This is a genomic window from Fusobacterium perfoetens ATCC 29250, from assembly GCF_000622245.1.
Classification (GTDB): Bacteria; Fusobacteriota; Fusobacteriia; order Fusobacteriales; family Fusobacteriaceae; genus Fusobacterium_B; species Fusobacterium_B perfoetens.
In genome coordinates, this window is sequence record NZ_JHXW01000014.1 from 32661 (window position 1) to 53144 (window position 20484).

Genomic DNA, 20484 nt, shown 5'->3' on the forward strand with positions numbered 1-20484 from the left:
TTTTTTCTAAAATAAAATATACTTTAAAATAAAAATTTTTAGAGGAGAAATATATGGAAATAACAACTCAACTTGCTAATAGTATAGTCATTGAAATGAAAAAAATAATACAAAAAGATTTGAATTTTATAAATTCAAAAGGAATTATAATAGCTAGTACTGATGAAAAACGTGTGAATTCTTATCATGAAGGGGCCTTAAAAGCCATAGAAAAAAATGATTCTATAATTGTTGACTGGGAATTACAATATCAAGGTGCTAAAAAAGGGATAAATATTCCTATTAAATTTTTAGATGAAATAATTGGTGTTATTGGAATTTCTGGAGAAAGAAAAGAAGTTGAAAAATATGGTGTTATTATAAAAAAAATGGTTGAAATACTAATAAAGGAAGCTTATTTATTAAAAAAGAAAGAAGAAGAAGAGTATGAAAAACTTTTACTTGAATCCATTATTTTTGAAGGTAATAGTAAACAAGAACTAAAAGGAAAAGGAAGAATAGTAATTATAAAATTAAATGCTAATTCTGAAACAAGTATTATAAAAAATTTTTTTCAAAAAATAAAAGAATTGGTAAAAAGAGAGAAAGACTTATTAATGTTACGTCATGATAAAATTATTATTCTTTTTTTTGATAAATCTAAAATTTATCTAAAAAATTTTATATTAAAAATTGATAAATTAAAGATAGAAACTAAAGTTGGAATAGGAGAAGAAAAAGAAGAAATAAAAAAAATAGGTGCTTCTTATCAAGAAGCATTAACTGCATTAGAATGGTGCGATAAAAATAATAATAAAGAAACTTATTATGAAGAAATGTTATTAGAAATTGTATTAAATAGTATCAAAGAAAAAGAAAAAAATAAATACTTAAACAAAGTTTTTAAAAATCTAAAACCTGAAGAAATTAAAGAATATTCTAAAATAATCTCTTTATATGAAAAATATAATGGTTCTTTAAATAAAATATCAAAAGATTTTTGTTGTCATAGTAATACTCTTCAATATAAATTAAATAAATTTTACGACAAAACAGGTTATGATATGAGAAGATATACAGATTTTGTTATTATAAAAATAGCTTTTTCTCTCATTTAAGTTTATAAACTAAAAATAAAAAATTTTTTTCTCTTATTTTTGTTTTTTAAAACATTGAAAAAAATAAAAGTATTCTATAAAATTAAAATTGAATTAAAAATTTTAAATATTTATACATAGGAGAAATAAAATATGAGTAAACAATTTGAATATAAAATACTTAATCTTGCTGGAGATTTGGGAGAATTACTTTTAGAAAATGGTTCTGAAGTATATAGGGTTGAAAATAGTATTTCTTCTCTAATTAAATATTTTGGATTTTCTTCTCAATGTTTTGCCACTCTTACTTGTATTATCATAACTCTTGAAAATTCTAATAAAGAAATAATTTCTTTAGTTAGAAGAGTTAAAAAAAGAGAAGTAAATCTTAATAAGGTTTACAAAGTTTCTACATTAATAAAAAATTTAGATAAATATGAAATTAATACATTAGAAAATAATTTAAGAATTATAAAACTTGAAAATTCATATTCATTTTTTATAAATAGTTTTGGAAATTGTATTGGAGCTAGTTTTTTTTCCATTCTCTTTCTAGGAGATTTTTATAACTTTATTTCTTCTTTTTTTTCTGGATTTTTAATTTCTATTTTTTTAAAACTTTCAAATAAAATAAATTTAGGAATATTTTTTACTAATTTACTAGGTAGTTTTATTGTTACTTCTATTTCTTATTTTTTCTATCACATATACTTTATTTCTAATCCAAGTATAACAATTATTTCTACTTTGATGTTATTAGTTCCAGGAGTTTCTTTTATAAATTCTATGAGAGATATTTTTGCTGGAGATTTAGTAACAGGAGTTTCTAGATTAATGGAAGTATTAATGATTGGAAGTTCTATAGCTGTTGGTTCTGGAATTGCAATAAACTTTTTTCAAAATTAAGGAGTATTTGTTATGATCAATAACTTTTTTTTTCAAATAATTGCTGCAATAATTACAACATTTGGATTTGGAATAATATTTAATATAAAAAATATAAATCTTTTTTACACAAGTATTGGTGGAGGAATAAGTTGGTTTATATTTCTTTTAGGAAAATCCTTTTTTCTAAATGATGGACTTAATTATTTTTTTGCAACTCTTACTTTAGCTATTTATTCAGAAATAATAGCAAGAAAGTTAAAAACACCTGTTACAACTATTTTAATAGCTGGTCTTATTCCTCTAGCACCAGGAGGAGATATATATTATACAATCTATTATTTCATTAATAGAAATTATTATATTGCTGTAGAAAAAGGAATAAGTACATTTATAATAGCTGGTGCAATGGCTATTGGAGTTTTTTCAGCTGCAAATCTAACTAAAATATTCAAATATTTAAAAAACAAATAAAATTTTAATATCCAATGATATTTATCCTTAATATTAAAATATTCAAATAATTATAGTGAAAACAAAAAGAATAGCTTAAAACTTAAACCATTCTTTTATTTTTCTAATTCTTATTAAAAATAAATTTTTCTATTAAGTAAGCCATTCCACCATCATCATTTGATTTTGTTATAAAATCAACTTGTTTTTTTATTTCTGGATTGGCATTTTCCACAGCTATAGAAAATCCACTAGCTTTTAACATTGGTAAATCATTAAAAGAATCTCCTACAGCTATAACTTCTTCAATAGGAATATTTAAAGTAGTAGCCAATCTTTTTACAGCTACACCTTTATCAATTCCTAATTTAGTAACTTCTAAGAAAAATGGTTTAGAAATAGCTATACTATATTTATCTCCATATTCTTTTTTTAATTCTATTTCTACTTCTTTTAAATAAGATGGTTCAGCAAGTAGCATACATTTTACAGCCCCTTGATTAACAAATTCTTTAAAACTTTTTACTTTTCTATGTGGCATTTTTGTTAAATCAACTTCTACATCTATATATTCACTATCTGTTTCAGATATAATTTCATCATTGATATATGTAAGTATATGAGTATTATATTTTTTAGAAAAATCATACAATAAATGTAAATCTTCTTTCTCTAAAGAAGCTTCAAAAAGATTTTTATTATTTTTAAAATCATTTATTATTGACCCATTAAAAGATATAATATAACTTTCATATTCATCAGCTTTAACCTCTTTGGCTAAAGATTTCATAGCAAAAGTTGGTCTTCCAGAACAAAGAACAAATTTAACCCCATTTTCTTGAGCTTTAAAAATCGCCTCTAAATCAATTTTTGATATTTTCTTTTGAGAATTTAAAAGAGTATCGTCTAAGTCTGTAATAATCATTTTGTATTGTTTTTCCATAATCATCTCCTATAAATTGTATTATAAATATTTTTTAAATAATTGGAACCAAAATTTTAATCAATCCTCCTACTCCCTCTTCAGTAGAAAATGTTACATTTTTAGAAATTTCTATTGAATAATTTGAAGATTGATAATTTTTTTCTTTTATATATTTTTTTACATCTTGATAAGTCTTTAATAAATTATTATAAGAACTATTAAATTTTATTTCTAAAACTTTATTTAGTTCTAAAACTTCACTTCCCTTTATATTCATTTCATAAGGTATCTCCATTCCAATTTTTAATACTGGAATAATATTATTTTCATTTTCAATATCCTTTAAATCTGTTATTGTAATATATGAAGATTCTTCTAAATTATATTTTTTCATCATTTTATTTAATTTTTCATAAAGACTAATCATCTCTATTTCATCTTTTGAATTTTTTAACTCATAATATATCCATTTAATATTTTTCTTTTCTTGAATTTCTATTTTATTTTCAAATTCTACAGAAAATTCTTTTAAATTTTCAATTCTTTTTATAAGTTCTTTTTTAGATTTTTTTAATTCTTTTATTCTTTCCTCTACCTCTTTTACTTTTTTCTCTAAAAATAAAATATTTTCATTATAACTTTTTAAACTTCCAAATTTTTTAATTTCATCTAAAGAAAATCCAGCTTTTTTTAATGTTAAAATAAGTAATAAATCCCAAATCTGCTCAATAGTATAATATCTATATCCGTTACTTTTATCAATAATATTAGGAACTAAAATATCTTTTTTATGATAAAACAAAAGAGTTTGCCTAGATATATTAAAAATTTTAGCTAATTCTGAAATTTTATATTTATTTTTCATAAATTCTCCTTGACTATATATTATAGTATATAGTTTATAATATCATAGAAATATAAAAAAAGCATTATTTTTTTGGAGGATTTACTTTAATGAAAACAAACTTTGAAACAGAAAATATCACTACTTTATTTTTTAAATTCGCTATACCGGGTATATTAGGTATGTTAATTGTTTCAGCTCAAACTATGATTGATGGAATTTTTTTAGGTAGGGCTCTTGGACCTTTAGGACTTGCTGGTGTAAATTTATCAATGCCTCTTGTTAATTTTTTAATGAGTGTTGGTCTTATGATTTGTATAGGTGGGGGAGTTATTGCTAGTATATATAGGGGAAATAAAAAATTAAATAATTCTAAAGAAATTGCTACTATTACTCTTTCATTATTATTTACTGTATTAGAAGTTTTATCAATAATTATAATTTTAAATTTAGATTTTTTTATAAAATTTTTAGGAGCCAATAAAGAAATTTATAATTATGTAAAAGATTATTTATTAATTATGATATTAGGAACTTTCTTTTTTACATCACCTATTTTTACAGAAACTTTTATTAGAATAGAAGAAAAACCTAATTATGTTTTTTTAAGTGGCTTAATAGGACTTCTTGTAAATGTTTCTTTAGATTATTTATTTATTGTTAAATTAAATTTAGGAATGAAAGGTGGAGCTTTAGCTACAATAATGGCTTCTAGCTGTTCTTTCTTAGCTCTTATACCTAATATTAAATTTAAAAAACCCAAGAATTTAAAAGAATATAAAACTGATATAAAAAATATTTTCTATAATGGAAGTTCAGAGATGTTAACTGTTGTAGCTTCAACTGTAGCAAATTATCTATTTAATAGAGTTATTATGAAAAAAATTGGAGTTCTTGGAGTTTCTGCTCTTACTATTGTTTTTTATATCAACCAAATTTTAAATATTTCTCTTTATGGTTTATCTCAAGCTCTTCAACCAATAGTAGCTTACAATGTAGGAGCTAAAAACTTTGAAAAAATAAAAAAAGTATTAAAAATTTCTTTTATTTCTGGAGGGACTTTAGGAGTTATTGTATATATTGGAAGTCATATTTTTGGAATTGAAATAATTAAAATTTTTGCTAAAAATAATCAAGATTTAATTATACTAGCTAATGAAGCTTTATTTTTTATAAGTTTTGCTTATTTAATAGAATTTTTAAATATAGTTTCATCTTCTTTTTTAACAGCAATAGAAAGACCTTTAGAGTCTGTTATTGTTTCTTTATGTAGGTCTATAATATTTGTAGCTATTCCACTTTTTATACTTCCTAATATTATAGGTCCAAAAGGAATTTGGATGACAACACCTATAGCTGAATTTCTTTGCCTTTTAGTTTCTTTCTATTTAATGAAAAAATCTATAACTTATTTGAAAAAAAGAATAGGATAAAAAAACTGTACAAAATACAATAAAAGTATTTTGTACAGTTTTTATTTTTTATCTCATTTGGAATCCAGCTTCTTTTATAGTTTTTATTATTCTATCTCTATGGTCAGCGTCCATACATTCTATAGCCACTGTAGCTAATTGAGAATTTATAGGAAGATTTGAACTATACATAGTTTGATTTATACTTAAAACACTTGCTTTTTCATGGGCTAAGATAGATAAAAGTTTATTTAATTCTCCAAATCTATCTTCCACAACAACATTAAGTTCTACTTTTCTTCCAGCTAGAACTAAAGCTTTATTTATAATTCTTTCAACAGCTGTTATATCAGCATTTCCACCAGAAACTACACAACAAATATTTTTCCCTTTTTCTTGAATTTTTCCAGCCAAAACAGCAGCCAATGGAGAAGCTCCAGCTCCCTCAGCCAATACTTTACTTTTTTCTAATAAAAATAATAAACTTTTTGCTAACTCATCTTCTGTAACAGTTACTATCTCATCAACATATTCAGAAATAAGTTTATAAGTAAGTTCTCCAGCTCTAGCAACAGCTATCCCATCAGCTATAGTAGGAGTAACTTTTACTGTTGTAGGGTGTCCTAATTTTATAGCCTCTTTCATTGATGGAGCATTAGCTGGTTCTACTCCTATAATTTTTACATTTTTCTTAATGGATTTTATAGCTTTAGCAATACCAGATATTATTCCTCCTCCACCAATAGGAACAATAACTATATCTACATTTTCTAAATCTTCTAAAATTTCTAAACCTATAGTTCCTTGTCCAGCTATAACATATGGGTCATCAAAAGGATGTAAGAATGTAGCTCCTGTTTCTTTTTGTATTTCACAAGCTTTTTGATAAGCATCATCATAAACAGTTCCTACTTGAACTACTTCAGCTCCATAATTTTTTGTAGCTGCTACTTTTGATAAAGGAGCTGTACCCGGCATAACAATAGTTGATTTTATTCCAAGACTTGTAGCTCCTAAAGCTACTCCTTGAGCATGATTTCCAGCTGAAGAAGCTATTACTCCTCTTGCTTTTTCTTCCTCTGTAAGATTCATAATCTTATTCATAGCTCCTCTTATTTTAAAAGAACCTGTTTTTTGTAAATTTTCCAGTTTAAAGAATATTCTATTTCCTGTCATTTCAAAAAGAGTAGGACATTCCATTAATTGAGTTCTTTTAATTGAATCTTTAATCGTGTAAGCTGCTTCTTTAATCATTTCTAAAGTAACATCATTAACCATTCTAAATACCTCACTTCCTATTTTTAATTTTAATTACTTTCTAAAACTTTTAAAACTTCTTCACTTGTATAAACTTCGCATTGAATAATATTTTTATCTATATATTTTTTTATTACTTTTGTTGTAGATGGTCCTAATGAAATAATTTTTATTTCATTAGGTAATAAAGATATCTCTTCTAAATTAGAAAAGAAATTCTCTACAGCAGAACCACTAAAAAAAGTAATATGAGTAGCATTTTTTAAATTTCTCTCTAATATTTCTCTTTTCATTTCAATTTTAGAATTGAAATATCCTATAAATTTTTTAAAATTTCTTTTATATTTTTCTGATAATTCTTTTTCTGATATAGGTGAAACATCAGAAGTAATTATTAAAATATTATCATTTTCCTCTGTTATCTCTGTCATAGACTTTGCTAAATTTTCACTTAAATATTCTTCTGGAACTATATTTGGTATTATTTTATATTTTTTTAATTGACTTGCTGTTTTACTTCCAATAGCTCCTATTTTTATATTTGAAATAATTCTTATATCTGGAATATGTTTAAAAAAGAAATCCACTCCATTAGGAGAATTAAACATAATTCCTTGATAATTTTTTAAAGTAGAATAATCAAATTTATCCATTGAGTCAGTTAGTTTTATTGTAGGAAGAAGTATACTTTCTCCACCTTTTTTTTCAATTTCCCTTGAAAAAATTTCTCCTTGAGTTTTCTCTCTAGTAACAATTATTTTTTTTCCAAAAAGAGGTTTCTTCTCAAACCAATTATACATTTCTCTTTTATTAACAACCTCTCCTACTATAACAATAGCTGGAGGAGTTACTTTGTCTACAATCTTATCTATATCTTTTAAAATAGTTGTATAAGTTTTTTGATTTGTGGTAGTTCCTTTTTCAATAATTCCTATGGGAGTATTAGGATTTTTTCCATTTTTTATAAGTCCATCACAAATATTTTCTAAATTTTTAACTCCCATTAAAAATATTAAAGTTCCTTCTAATTTACTGATTATTTCAAAGTTTTGTATTCCCTCTCCATCAGCAGTAGAACCTGTAAATACATGAAAAGACCTAGCTATATTTCTATGTGTAACAGGAATTCCACTATATTCAGGAACACTTATAGCTGATGTTATTCCTGGTACAAGTTCAAATTCTATATTATATTTATTAAGAGCTTCAATTTCTTCTCCACCTCTACCAAAAACAAAGGAATCTCCACCCTTTAATCTCACTATATTTTTGAAATTTCCAGAAAGAGCTTTTTCAACTAAAGTATCATTTATAATTTTTTGTAAAGTTCCCCCCTCTGTATTTTCTTTTCCCAAATATATAAGTTCAGCATCATTATTTACAAAGGATAAAATTCTTTTATTTACTAATCTATCATAAATGACACAATCAGCCATTTCTAAATATCTTTTTCCTTTTAAAGTAAGAAGTTCAAAATCTCCAGGACCTGCTCCTATAAAAAAAACTTTTCCTTTATTCATCAATATCACCTTTTAAGCTTTCAGCAAGATTATTAATTAAAATATCTCCACATCTTAAAGGTCCTCTGATTTTTTTCTTTAAAACTTTATTATTAAAACAATACATTCCAATAACTTCAATAAATTTTTCACAATCATTATCTGTTATAAGTTTTATACTACAACCTATTGGAGTATGACAACCACCATCAAATATTTTAGAAAATTGTCTTTCAAGTTTTATGATTTCAGTAGTAGTTTTACAAGATATACTATCTAATATCTCTTTTACTTCTGTATTCTCTTCTTTATATTGAATACACAAAGCTCCTTGAGCTGGAGCTGGAATAACATCTTCTATATTAAAAAATTCTGTAATTCTATTTTCTAACCCTGTCCTAATAAGTCCAGCACCTGCTAAAACTATTCCATCATAATTTTCTTCTTCTAATTTTCTAAGTCTAGTATGAATATTTCCACGAAGAGGTTTTATTATTGCATCTGGTCTTAAAACTTTTATACACTCCCCTCTTCTTAAAGAACTTGTTCCAATAATTGGATTTTTTGGTAACTCACTTAACTTTAAACCAGATTTTGAAATAAAAACATCTCTGTTGTCCTCTCTTTGAGGTACTCCGCTAAATACAAGTCCTTTTGGATTTTCACTTGGCATGTCCTTCATTGAATGAACAGCAAAATCTATTGTATTTTCAAGTAACTCTTTTTCAATCTCTTTTGTAAAAAAACTTTTTATAGAAGTTCCACCACTTCCCCAATTAGTTGTTAAATCTTTATCTCCTGTTGTAACTATTTTTTTTATTTCAAAAGTATAATTTGGATATTTATTTTCAAGAATATTTTTTACTATTTCTGTTTGAGCAAGAGCTAATATACTTCCTCTAGTTCCTATTACAAAATTTTTTTTCATATTTTTCCTTTCTTGATAAACCTTTATTATTTGACTCATATCTGAAGTTATCCAAGGATAATTCAAAAGAGGTCTTTTTAATATAAGAACTTTTATATTTTCTTCAATGGCACTTTCTAATTTCTCTAGTTCTCCACCAATATTTCCACTTTCTTTAGTGATAAGATATTTAATATTATAATTTTTAAAAATAGCTTTATTAAACTCTTTTGAGAAAGGTCCTTGTAATGCAATTATATTTTTTGCCATTATATTAGAGTTTTCTAATTTTTCAACAGAAACTTTAGTTGGCAAAATTCTAAAATATATATTTTTTAAATTTGGAAGAGAGGAAAAATTTTCTATTTGATTACTTCCTAAAGTTACTAAAATATTTTCTGAAATATTTTTTATATAATCTATTATTTCTTGAATATTTGAAAAATATAAAAAATTATTTTGAATATTAGTTTTTTCTATATCTTCTCTCTGAAATCTATAATACTCAATATTAAACTTCTTAGAAACTTCAATTATATTTTCAGATACATTTATTGCATAGGGATGACTAAAATCAAAAACTCTAGTTATTGAATTAGAAATAATAAATTTTTCCATCTGATTTTTATCCATAGATTTTACTAAAATATTTATACCATAATCTTCTAATAATTTTTTTCCATAATCAGTAACAACAGTTACAATAAAATCTTTTGAAAAATTTTCTGATTTTAAAATTTTTTCTATAAAATTTCTAGAATCTTTTGTACCACCTATAATCCAATCCATTATATCAGTCCTTTTTTCTTTTTAATGCTATTATTATACCATAGAAAAGAAATATTGGAAAATTTTTATAAAAATATTGTATAATATAGATAAAATTCAAAATTAGTTATATAACGAAAAAAAAATTAATATAAGGAGGATATTTTATGCAAGGTATTATTATAGCTAGTACTAAAAGTGGAATTGGAAAAACAACAATAACTATCGGACTTATGAAAGTTTTAAAAAATGTCTCTCCTTTTAAAATTGGTCCAGATTATATAGATGGAAAATTTCATGAGTATGTAACAAAAAATAAAAGTTATAATTTAGATTATTTTTTAATGGGTGAAAAAGGGGTATATTATAGTTTTTTTAAAAATAAAAAAAATTTTTCAGTGATAGAAGGAGTTATGGGACTCTATGATGGTTTAGGTGATGACTTAGACAATGGAAGTACTGCTCATATATCAAGAATTTTAAATATTCCTGTTATTCTTGTAGTTGATGGAGATAAAAGAAGTACAAGTATATGTGCTGAAATCTTAGGATATAAACTTTTTGATGAAAGAGTAAAAATAAAAGGAATTATTTTAAATAGAGTTTCTTCAAAAAAATCTTATGAAATACTTTCTAAAGCTATAGAAAAATATACTGAAATTCCTTGTGTAGGTTATCTTCCAAAAGTAGATGAAATTTCTTTAGAAAGTAGACATCTAGGGCTTATACAAGCTGATGAAATTAAAGAGTTAGATAAAAAAATAGAAGTTTTAACAGAAAAAATAAAAGAAACTATTAATATAGAAAAAATCTTAGAAATTTCTAACATAGATACTCCAATATCCAAAAATAATATAAGTGATAAACTTCTAAAAAGTGATATTTTAATGAATGAAGAAATATTAAAAATAGAAAAAAGAATATTTAAATTTATCGATAAGGAAAAATATAAAGATATAAAAATTGGAATAGCCAAAGATAATGCTTTTTCTTTTTATTATAATGATAATTTAGATTTTTTAGAAAAATTAGGAATTGAATTAAAATATTTCTCCCCTATAAATGATGAAAAAATCCCAGAAGATATTGATGGATTATATTTTGGTGGAGGATATCCTGAACTTTATGGAAAAGAATTGGAAAATAATAAATCTATGATAGAAAGTATTAAAAGTTTCTATAATGATGGGGGAGTTATTTATGGTGAATGTGGCGGATATATTTATCTTTCTAAAAAATTAAAAACTTTAAATGATGAAACTTTTAAATTTGTAGGACTGACAAATAATAAATTTCAAATGAAAGAGAGATTAAATATTGGAAAATTTGGATATATTAATGTAAATTGTGCTTTAAAAAAAGAAAAATCTTTAAATTTTCCAGCTCATGAATTTCATTACTCTGAAATAATAGAAAAATCTGGAGAAAATATATTTAAAATTTCAAAAAAAGATGGAAGAACATGGGAATGTGGATATTCAGAAAAAAATCTTTTCTGTGGTTATCCTCATATTCACTTTTTTTCAAGTCAAGATTTTGTTTATAGCTTATTAGATAAAGCTAAAGAATATCACGACAAAAGAAATAGATTTAATTTTATGAATTTTTTTAATTTTAGAAAAGGAAAGAGATAATGGAATATATAAAAGAACCTCAATCAATAGAAAAAAGAAGTTTTGAAATTATAACAGAAGAACTTGGAGAAAAAATAAATAATTTTACAGAGGAAGAATTACCTATTGTAAAAAGAATTATTCATACAACAGCTGATTTTCAGTATGCTGATATTATAGAATTTCTTAATAATCCCATAGAAAATGGTAAAACTGCCATAAAAAATGGTTGTAAAATTTATTGCGATACTAATATGATATTGAATGGACTTAATAAAAATATCTTAAAAAAATTTTCTTGTGAAGCTTATACATTAATATCTGATGAGGAAGTTGCAAAAAAAAGTAAGGAAAGGGGAATTACAAGGTCTATAATCGGTATTGAAAAAGCTAGTAAAGATAAAAATACTAAAATTTTTCTTATAGGTAATGCTCCTACAGCTCTTTATAGATTAAAAGAATTAATTGAAACAAAAGAAATTGAAAAACCATATTTAGTTGTTGGGGCTCCTGTTGGTTTTGTAGGAGCAAAAGAATCTAAAGAAGTTTTTAAAAGTTTAGATATTCCATATATTACAATAAATGGAAGAAAGGGAGGAAGTACAGTAACTGTAGCTATATTACATGGAATTTTATATCAGTTATATAAAAGAGAGGGATTTTAGATGAAAGAATTAAAATCAGGATATACTACAGGAAGTTGTGTTGTAGCTAGTACATTAGCTGGACTTTATTGTATTTTTAATAATGAATTTTTAAAAAATATAGAAATTTCTCTCCCTTATGATAAAAATTTAATAATTCCTATAAATAGAATTAAAAAAAGAAAAAATTTTGTAACCACATCTGTTATTAAATATTCAGGTGATGACCCTGATGTAACCAATGGAATAGAAATTTTTACTAAAATAAAAATTGTTAAATCTTTTACAGAAGATAGTAAAGGATATAAAGATGAAAATATTTTTATAAGAGGTGGTAGAGGAGTTGGAGTTATCACCAAAAAAGGATTACAACAACCTATTGGAAAATATGCCATTAATCCGAAACCATTGGAAATTTTAATAAAAAATATAAAAAATTTTTTAGGAAAATATAATATAAATGAAAAAATAGAAGTTTTAATATATATTCCAAAAGGAAGAGAGATTGCCAAAAAAACTTTTAATGAGAAATTAGGAATAATAAATGGAATTTCTATTCTTGGTACAACAGGAATTTTAAAACCAATGAGCGAAGAAGCTCTAAAAGATTCTCTAAAATTAGAGTTAAAAGTTTTACATGAAAATAGTAATAAAGATTGGATAATATTTTCTTTTGGAAACTATGGAAAAAAATATTGTGAAGATTTTGGATTAGACACTAGTAATCTTATTGTTATAAGTAATTATATTGGATATATGTTAGATTGTGCTATAGAGATTGGTTATAAGAAAATATTTCTTGTAGGACACATAGGAAAGGCTATAAAAATAGCTGGTGGAATATATAATACTCATAGTAAAATTGCCGATGCTAGAATAGAGATAATGTTGGCTAATGCTTTTGAAATTGGAGAGAAAAAAGAGATTCTTTATAAAATTCTCTCTTCTAATACAGTTGAAGAAGCTTGTGAGTATATAGAAAACAAAGAATTTTTTAATTTGATAGCTAATAAAGTTGTAAAAAAATCAAATGAATATATAAAAGATGAAAGTATAAAAATTGAAGCTTTAATATTTTCTTTTAAAAACCATATAGGAATAAGTGAAAATTTTTATAAAATGGTGAAAGATTTATGATAAATGTTATTGGATTAGGAGTTGGAAATTTAGATTATTTTTCAGAGGCTGGAAAAAAGCTTTTAAAAACTTCTGAAATTATAATAGGTGGTAAAAGACAATTAGAAGATATAGAAATTCTTTTAAATAGTAATATAGAAAAATATTATCTAAGTAAATTAGATGATATGAAAATGTATATAGACAAAAATATAAATAGAGAAATTTCTATAATAGTTTCTGGAGATACAGGATATTATAGTTTACTTTCTTTTATTAAAAAAAATTTTTCAGAAAATTTAATAAGAGTTATCCCTGGTCTTTCCTCTTTTCAATATTTATTTGGAAAACTTTGTGATACATGGGAAGATTATTCTCTTTGTAGTTTACATGGAAGAGAGTCAGATATAATAGAAATCTTAAAAAATAGTAAAAGAGGAGTTATTTTACTTACAGATAAAAAAAATAATCCCTACATGATTGGAAAAAAATTATTAGAAAATAAAATAGAAAATATTGAAATTATAGTTGGAGAAAATTTATCTTATGATGATGAAAAAATAAGTAGATTTTTTCTTAGTGATATAGAAAAATATAATAGAGAATTTTCTATAAATGTAATGGTGATAAAAAAATGCATATAAAAGACAGTGAATTTATAAGAGGAAATGTTCCTATGACAAAAGATGAAGTTCGTGCTATTTCTATTTCTAAATTAGAACTTGCTGAAGATTCTATATTAATAGATATTGGAGCAGGTACAGGTAGTATAGGAATTGAAGGAGCTACATATTTAAAAAGTGGTTTCGTTTATGGTATAGAAAAAAATATAGAAGCTGTTGAACTTATTGAAAAAAATTTAGAAAAATTTAATATAAAAAATTACAAATTAATTTATGGTTTAGCTCCAAAAGATTTAGATTTTTTAGAAGAAAATTCTTTTGATAGAATTTTTATAGGTGGAAGTTCTAATAATATGGAAAATATCTTAGATTTTTTTATAAAAAAATCTAAAAAAAATAGTAGATTTGTAATAAATTTAATAACTCTTGAAAATTTAGGAAAAGTTATAGATTTATTAAAAGAAAAAAAATTACTAGATATAGAGATTATAAATGTTAATATATCAAGAAATAAAAAAATAGGAAATTATAATATGATGATTGGAGAAAATCCAATATATATAATAAGTGGAAGAAAGGACTAAAAAATAAATGAGTAAATTTTATGGAATAGGGGTTGGTGTTGGAGACCCAGAAATGATAACTTTAAAAGCTATTAATATTCTAAAAAAACTAGATATTTTAATCTTACCAAATGCTGGAAGAGATATAGAGAGTACTGCTTACAAGATTGTGAGAGAATATTTAAAAAGTGATATAAAATTTGTAGATATGGAAATTTCTATGAATCCCAATATAGAAAAAAGAAAAGAAGAGAGAATAAAAAATAGTAAAATTATTGAAGAATATTTAGAAAAAAATTTAGATGTAGGTTTTATAACTATAGGAGACCCTATGACTTATAGTACTTATGTTTATCTTTTAGAAAACATTAATGAAAAATATCAAGTAGAAACAATCCCAGGTATATCATCTTTTGTAGATATTTCTTCAAGAATAAATATTCCTTTAGTTGTAGGAGATGAAACTTTAAAAGTCATATCTCTTTCAAGAAAATGTACATCAAAACATATAGCTGAAGAAATTCAAAGTAGTGATAATATAGTTGTTATGAAAGTTTCATTGAGATTTGATGAATTAAAAGAAGCTTTAAAAATCACAGGAAATGAGAAGAATATTGCTCTTGTATGTGAATCAGGAAAAGCTGAACAAAAAATTTATTTTGATTTAGAGAATTTAACAAAAGAGGATATTCCTTATTTTTCAACTCTTATATTAAAAAAAGGAGGAATTGAAAAATGGAAAAAGTTTATTTCATAGGAGCTGGACCTGGTGACCCAGAACTTATAACTGTTAAAGGACAAAGAATTATAAAAGAAGCTGATATAATTATATATGCTGGTTCTTTAGTTCCAAGAGAAGTTATAGAATGCCATAAAGATGGGGCTTTAATTTATAATTCTGCAACAATGACTTTAGAAGAAGTTATGAATATAACAATAAATGGTATTAAATCAGGAAAAAAAGTAGCTAGAGTTCATACAGGAGACCCAAGTATTTTTGGAGCTCATAGAGAACAAATGGATATATTAGATGAAAATAATATAGAGTATGAAGTTATCCCTGGAGTAAGTTCTTTTTTAGCAGCAGCAGCTTCTCTAAAAAAAGAATATACTTTACCTGATGTAAGTCAAACTGTTATATGTACAAGACTTTCTGGAAGAACTTCCGTTCCTCAAAGAGAATCTTTAGAAAGTTTAGCTTCTCATCAGTCATCAATGGCAATATTTTTATCTGTTCAAATGATAGATGAAGTTGTAAAAAAACTTTCTATTCATTATCCAGAAGATACTCCAATAGCTGTTGTTCAAAGAGCTAGTTGGAAAGATGAAAAGAAAGTTATAGGAACTTTAAAAAATATATCTCAATTAGTAAAAAAAGAAAATATTAACAAGACTGCTCAAATTCTTGTTGGAAATTTTTTAGGGAATAATTATTCAAAATCAAAATTATATGATAAAACCTTTACTCATGAATACAGAAAAGGAAAAGAAAATGTCTAAAAATAAAATTGGAATTATTACTGTCACTAAAAAAGGTATTGAATTAGGAAAGAAAATAAAAAAACTTTATCTAGAAAAGTATAATAAAGATATTGTTATTTTTACACTAGAAAAATTCTCTGATAAAGAAACTGAAATAATAGAAATTTCAATTAAAGATACTTTAAAAGATATTTTCCAAAAATATTTTGGATTTATTTTTATAACAGCCACAGGAATAGCTGTGAGAAGTATAGCTTCTTTTATAGAATCTAAAGATATTGACCCTTGTGTTTTAGTGGTAGATGAAAATGGAAATTTTGTAATTCCTATCCTTTCAGGACATTTAGGTGGTGGAAATAATTTAACAAAAGAGATAGGCTCTCTTTTAAATTCAATTCCTATTTTAACAACATCTTCAGATATTTCAGGAAAAATTGCTGTTGATACTATTGCTATGAAGATAAATGGAAAATTAGAATCTTTAGAGAGTGCAAAAAAAGTTACAAGTCTTATAGTAGCAGGAGAAAAAATTGAAATAAAAGTTCCAGAAAACATTTCAAATGAAAATCCTAAGGGAATTATTATTATTTCAAATCAAAAAAATATTGAAATAACTCAAATTTTTCCTAAAAATATCTCTATTGGAGTAGGTTGTAAAAGAGGAACTTCTAAAGAAAAAATAATTTCTGCAATAAAAAATTCTTTAGAAAAATATAATCTTTCTGAAAAATCTTTAAAAGTTATAGGAACTGTTGATATAAAAAAAGATGAAATTGGAATAATAGAAGCCTCTAAATATTTTAATGTTGATTTAAAAATTATTTCAAAAAATGAAATAAAAAAAATAGAAGGTAAATTTCAAAAATCAGAATTTGTAGAAAAAACTCTAGGTATAGGAGCTGTTTCAGGTCCTTGTGCTATGTTAGCTTCTAGAAAAAAAGGAGAAATTATAGCAGAAAAAATAAAATATGATGGAATCACTATATCTATATTTCAGGAGGAAACAAGAAAAGATGGGTAAAATTTATGTGGTTGGAATAGGACCAGGAAATAAAGAAAATATGACTTTTAGAGCTTATGATACTCTAAAAAATTCAGATATAATAATAGGATATAAAACTTATATTTCTCTTATAGAAGATTTATTTCCAGAAAAAATATTGATAAAATCTTTTATGAAAAAGGAAATAGAAAGATGTGAAGAATCTTTAAAACTAGCAGAAGAGGGAAAAATTGTATCTTTAATCAGTTCTGGTGACCCTGGAGTTTATGGAATGGCTGGACTTATGTTAGAAGTTGCCAAAAATAGTGATATAGATATAGAAATAATTCCTGGAATAACTTCCTCTAATGCTTCAGCTAGTTTAGGGGGTGCTCCTATTGTCCATGATAGTGTTAATATTTCTCTTAGTAATCTTTTAACAGATTGGGAAGTCATAAAAAAAAGAATTGATTTAGCTTCTCAAGGAGATTTTGTAATCACTCTTTATAATCCTAAAAGTAAAGGAAGAGAATTTCTTATAAATGAAGCTAGAGATATAATGTTAAAATATAAATCTAAAAATACTCCTGTATTGATAGCTAGAAATGTTGGAAGAGAAGGAGAAGATTTTGTTATAACCACTTTAGAAAAAATGTTAGACTATGAAATAGATATGTTTTCTACAGTTATTATAGGGAATTCTAATAGTTTCATTTTAAAAAATAAGATAATAACACCTCGTGGATATAAAATTATTCATAAGTAAAAGAAATTTAAAATAATAAATTAAAAAAAAATAAAAAAAATTAAACAAATTATCTTTTTTTTGAGTCTTATATAATAACTTAATATACTTTAATATTTATTTATATTTTTAAAGGGAGGAATCATGAAAAAAGTAGAATTTGCAGAATTGTTCATGAAAAAGGCTAATTTGCCTAGTAAAGAAGAAGCAAAAAGACAAGTAGAAGTTTTTGTAGAAGTATTAAAAGAAGCACTTGCAAAAGAAGAAGTTTTAGTTTTTAGAGGGCTAGGAACTTTTGAAAGAAAAACTACAAAAAGAGCAGAAGGAATTAACCCTAGAACTGGGGAACCTATTAAAATAACTCCTAAAAACTATATAAAATTTAAAGTTGGTAAAGATTTATCTGATAGATTAAATGTAAAAAAAGAAGAACCTAAGAAAAAAAGAACTTGTAAAAAGAAAGCTAAATAAATTAAAAGATTAAACTTTTAATAAAAATTATTTTTTTAAGATAAAAAAGTTAAAGAGAAAATTTCTCTTTAACTTTTTTTATTTTAATATTTCTAAAAAAATTATTTATCATAATTTTTTAAATTATACTTTAGCATCCCAAATGAATACATCATAATTATCAAGATTTTTTTCTAAAGTTTCTATATTTTCTGTAGCTTCATTTACTATAGCTTTTCCTAATTCATTAGCTATTGCTTCAACAATAAACATAGATGGTAAATTAGCTAAAGTACTATTAACTGAGTTAGTATCTATAACAACATCTGCATATCTAGCTATAGGATTTAAAGTTGTATTTGTTATTAATATTATAGGAACATTTCTTTCTTTAAATATTCTAGCAATTTCTATTGTTCTTTTTGTACATGGCCATACAGAAAAAACAACTAAAACATCTTCTGCCTTCGCTCTTAAAGCTCTATCATATAAAAAATCTGATTCATTGCTTAATTGTCTAACTTTTGGATAAAATCTTTCTATCATATATTCAAAATATAAAGCTACAGCTTTTGAAGAACGTAATCCTAGAACGTTTATAGTTTGACTATTAATCATTAATTCTACAGCTTTTGAAATTTCTTCAATATTTTTAGGTGTAATAAAATTTTCTATAGTATGAATAGCTTCATAACAAGTTTTAGTAAGTATATCGGTATTTGGACTATTTACTATATTTTTAAATCCTTCTTTTATATTACTATATGATGTTGTTTTATTTTTTAAAGAATAATCTAATAAATCATGTTTAAAATCACTATAATTTTCATAATTTAGTAACTTCATTAATCTCATTACTGTTGTAGTTCCAACTCCAGAAGCCTCAGCTAATTCTGCTACTGTCATCATCCCTACTTCTGTATATTTCAAAACTATAAAATCACACAACATTCTCTGTTTTTTGGGTAATACATCCTTTATTCTCATTATTTCTTCTACTATATTTTTTTCCATACTCCCACCTATCAAATAATTATATTTTAAAGTATAACAAAATTTTATTTTTTAGTCAAAATAATATAAAAAATTTTATATTTTACATTATACTACAATTTTTATATTTTTCTTTAAATTTTTATTAAAAAATTATAGTTTTATAATAAAAAAACTACCTCTTTATAAATAAAGAGGCAGTTTTTTTAGGGTATTTATAATTAGCTTTTATATCAAATTTGGATTAGATAGCTATTAGATAAATTTAGCAAAGAAAGCTGATAATGCATCCATTAATCCAACTAGTTTTGGATCATTGTCAAACATCCATTCATTGTGTTTTCCTTCTACAAAGTATAATTCTTTTGGTCCTTTTGCTAATCTATAAGCTTCTTCAGCTTCTATTTTATCATGTAATTCATTATATCTTCCATGTCCTACAAATACTCCACACTCTAATTTAGATAGTGCATATTCAACATTAAATCTGAAGAAAGAGTCTCCTATTGCTGTTGACATTGGTGTTGGGAATGATTCTCCAGCATCTTCATCAGCTTTTCCTCCAACTCCTCCATTTAATTTTTTCAATGTACTGTCTATATAGAAATCTCCTGATTCTTCAATATTTGGGTATACTACATATGGATGTCTTAATACGATATCTCCAGTAGTAGCTCTAGTTATTTTATCTTGCTCTAATAATTCTAATGATCTATGGTATTTGTCATTTCCCATTCCCATTCTCATCCAACGATCTCCGTCAACAAAAGAGTTTAAAGTAGCTACAACTTTTACAGTTTCTTTTTCTCTTCTAGCTGCTTCAATACATACAGCTCCTCCAACTCCCCATCCGATTAATCCTATTTTATTTCTATCTACTTCAGGTTGAGCTTTTAAGAAGTTAATAGCAGCACATACATCCTCTACTTCTCTTTCTAGAGTTGTATATTTAGTTAGTCCTTCAGATGGTTTGAATCCTCTGTAATCGAATCCCATACATACATATCCTCTTTTAGTTAAGTCTCTAGCGAACATTGCTGGGTATACTATATTTAATCCTGTCCATCCTGAGTTAGCGATTATTGTAGGTCTTTTTTCTCCTTCTTTGTAATCATCTGGTAGATAAATAGTTCCTACTAATTTATCTCCTTCACTGTAAAATACAACTTCTCTTTGTTTCATTTTACTTCCTCCTGTTTGATTTTATTTTTATTTTGTTTTATTTTTTATCTTTTATCTTTATGATA

General features: G+C 24.5%; 21 protein-coding genes. 14 read left to right on the forward strand and 7 right to left on the reverse strand.

Features of this window, described 5'->3' with window-relative positions; all coding sequences use genetic code 11:
* Positions 1 to 53 precede the first annotated feature (53 nt).
* From T364_RS0106090 to T364_RS0106100, 3 genes are all read left to right on the forward strand, one after another.
* Positions 54 to 1097: a CdaR family transcriptional regulator gene (locus T364_RS0106090; protein ID WP_027128793.1), complete on the forward strand. Its 1044-nt coding sequence runs from the start codon at positions 54 to 56 to the stop codon at positions 1095 to 1097.
* A gap of 132 nt (positions 1098 to 1229) precedes the next feature.
* On the forward strand, positions 1230 to 1982 hold the full coding sequence (locus tag T364_RS0106095; protein ID WP_027128794.1) for a threonine/serine exporter family protein: 753 nt from the start codon (positions 1230 to 1232) through the stop codon (positions 1980 to 1982).
* 12 nt (positions 1983 to 1994) lie between these two features.
* Positions 1995 to 2435, forward strand: coding sequence for a threonine/serine exporter family protein (locus T364_RS0106100; protein WP_027128795.1), 441 nt, complete (start codon positions 1995 to 1997; stop codon positions 2433 to 2435).
* Between the two features lie 103 nt (positions 2436 to 2538).
* Here T364_RS0106100 and T364_RS0106105 read toward each other — a convergent pair whose 3' ends face one another.
* Together T364_RS0106105 and T364_RS0106110 are read right to left on the reverse strand one after the other, a co-directional pair.
* Complete coding sequence (locus tag T364_RS0106105; RefSeq protein WP_035945454.1) at positions 2539 to 3357, reverse strand: Cof-type HAD-IIB family hydrolase; 819 nt, start codon at positions 3355 to 3357, stop codon at positions 2539 to 2541.
* A 34-nt stretch (positions 3358 to 3391) separates the two neighbouring features.
* The gene (locus tag T364_RS0106110; RefSeq protein WP_027128797.1) at positions 3392 to 4204 is read right to left on the reverse strand and encodes a MerR family transcriptional regulator; all 813 of its coding nucleotides are present in this window, start codon (positions 4202 to 4204) and stop codon (positions 3392 to 3394) included.
* A gap of 89 nt (positions 4205 to 4293) precedes the next feature.
* On the opposite strand from T364_RS0106110, the gene T364_RS0106115 reads away from it, so the two are divergent.
* Positions 4294 to 5616 (forward strand): MATE family efflux transporter, encoded by a 1323-nt coding sequence (locus tag T364_RS0106115; RefSeq protein WP_027128798.1) that lies wholly within the window; start codon positions 4294 to 4296, stop codon positions 5614 to 5616.
* Positions 5617 to 5664: 48 nt separating this feature from the next.
* On the opposite strand, the gene ilvA is transcribed toward T364_RS0106115, so the two are convergent.
* The 3 genes from ilvA to hemC are packed head-to-tail and all read right to left on the reverse strand — an operon-like array spanning position 5665 to position 10047.
* Positions 5665 to 6873: a threonine ammonia-lyase gene (gene ilvA / locus T364_RS0106120; RefSeq protein ID WP_027128799.1), complete on the reverse strand. Its 1209-nt coding sequence runs from the start codon at positions 6871 to 6873 to the stop codon at positions 5665 to 5667.
* Positions 6874 to 6902: 29 nt separating this feature from the next.
* Positions 6903 to 8372, reverse strand: a complete 1470-nt coding sequence (gene cobA / locus T364_RS0106125; RefSeq protein ID WP_027128800.1) for a uroporphyrinogen-III C-methyltransferase — start codon at positions 8370 to 8372, stop codon at positions 6903 to 6905.
* Complete coding sequence (gene hemC, locus T364_RS11370) at positions 8365 to 10047, reverse strand: hydroxymethylbilane synthase (RefSeq protein WP_425402502.1); 1683 nt, start codon at positions 10045 to 10047, stop codon at positions 8365 to 8367. Before hemC ends, cobA begins: the two co-directional genes overlap by 8 nt.
* Before the next feature lie 146 nt (positions 10048 to 10193).
* Between hemC and T364_RS10575 the strand changes: the two genes are divergently transcribed.
* From T364_RS10575 to T364_RS0106180, 10 genes are all read left to right on the forward strand, one after another.
* Entirely contained in the window at positions 10194 to 11660 is a 1467-nt protein-coding gene (locus T364_RS10575) for a cobyrinic acid a,c-diamide synthase CobB (RefSeq protein WP_081775680.1), read from the forward strand.
* The gene (locus T364_RS0106140) at positions 11660 to 12304 is read left to right on the forward strand and encodes a precorrin-8X methylmutase (protein WP_027128802.1); all 645 of its coding nucleotides are present in this window, start codon (positions 11660 to 11662) and stop codon (positions 12302 to 12304) included. Before T364_RS10575 ends, T364_RS0106140 begins: the two co-directional genes overlap by 1 nt.
* The gene (cbiD, locus tag T364_RS0106145) at positions 12305 to 13420 is read left to right on the forward strand and encodes a cobalt-precorrin-5B (C(1))-methyltransferase CbiD (RefSeq protein WP_027128803.1); all 1116 of its coding nucleotides are present in this window, start codon (positions 12305 to 12307) and stop codon (positions 13418 to 13420) included. It abuts the gene before it with no gap.
* Entirely contained in the window at positions 13417 to 14043 is a 627-nt protein-coding gene (gene cbiE, locus T364_RS0106150; protein WP_027128804.1) for a precorrin-6y C5,15-methyltransferase (decarboxylating) subunit CbiE, read from the forward strand. The genes cbiD and cbiE overlap by 4 nt, the downstream gene beginning before the upstream one ends.
* Positions 14034 to 14606, forward strand: coding sequence for a precorrin-6Y C5,15-methyltransferase (decarboxylating) subunit CbiT (gene cbiT / locus T364_RS0106155; RefSeq protein ID WP_027128805.1), 573 nt, complete (start codon positions 14034 to 14036; stop codon positions 14604 to 14606). Before cbiE ends, cbiT begins: the two co-directional genes overlap by 10 nt.
* 7 nt (positions 14607 to 14613) lie before the next feature.
* Complete coding sequence (cobI, locus tag T364_RS0106160) at positions 14614 to 15342, forward strand: precorrin-2 C(20)-methyltransferase (protein ID WP_027128806.1); 729 nt, start codon at positions 14614 to 14616, stop codon at positions 15340 to 15342.
* Positions 15321 to 16085 (forward strand): precorrin-4 C(11)-methyltransferase, encoded by a 765-nt coding sequence (cobM, locus tag T364_RS0106165; RefSeq protein ID WP_027128807.1) that lies wholly within the window; start codon positions 15321 to 15323, stop codon positions 16083 to 16085. Before cobI ends, cobM begins: the two co-directional genes overlap by 22 nt.
* Positions 16078 to 17088, forward strand: coding sequence for a cobalt-precorrin 5A hydrolase (cbiG, locus tag T364_RS0106170; protein WP_027128808.1), 1011 nt, complete (start codon positions 16078 to 16080; stop codon positions 17086 to 17088). The genes cobM and cbiG overlap by 8 nt, the downstream gene beginning before the upstream one ends.
* Positions 17081 to 17815 carry a precorrin-3B C(17)-methyltransferase gene (cobJ, locus tag T364_RS0106175; protein WP_027128809.1) on the forward strand — a complete coding sequence of 245 codons (735 nt, stop codon included), beginning with the start codon at positions 17081 to 17083 and terminating at the stop codon, positions 17813 to 17815. Before cbiG ends, cobJ begins: the two co-directional genes overlap by 8 nt.
* A 123-nt stretch (positions 17816 to 17938) precedes the next feature.
* Positions 17939 to 18265: an HU family DNA-binding protein gene (locus T364_RS0106180; RefSeq protein ID WP_027128810.1), complete on the forward strand. Its 327-nt coding sequence runs from the start codon at positions 17939 to 17941 to the stop codon at positions 18263 to 18265.
* 123 nt (positions 18266 to 18388) lie between these two features.
* On the opposite strand, the gene T364_RS0106185 is transcribed toward T364_RS0106180, so the two are convergent.
* Complete coding sequence (locus T364_RS0106185) at positions 18389 to 19258, reverse strand: MurR/RpiR family transcriptional regulator (protein ID WP_027128811.1); 870 nt, start codon at positions 19256 to 19258, stop codon at positions 18389 to 18391.
* A 234-nt stretch (positions 19259 to 19492) separates the two neighbouring features.
* Positions 19493 to 20419 (reverse strand): alpha/beta hydrolase, encoded by a 927-nt coding sequence (locus tag T364_RS0106190; RefSeq protein WP_027128812.1) that lies wholly within the window; start codon positions 20417 to 20419, stop codon positions 19493 to 19495.
* Between the last annotated feature and the right edge of the window lie 65 nt (positions 20420 to 20484).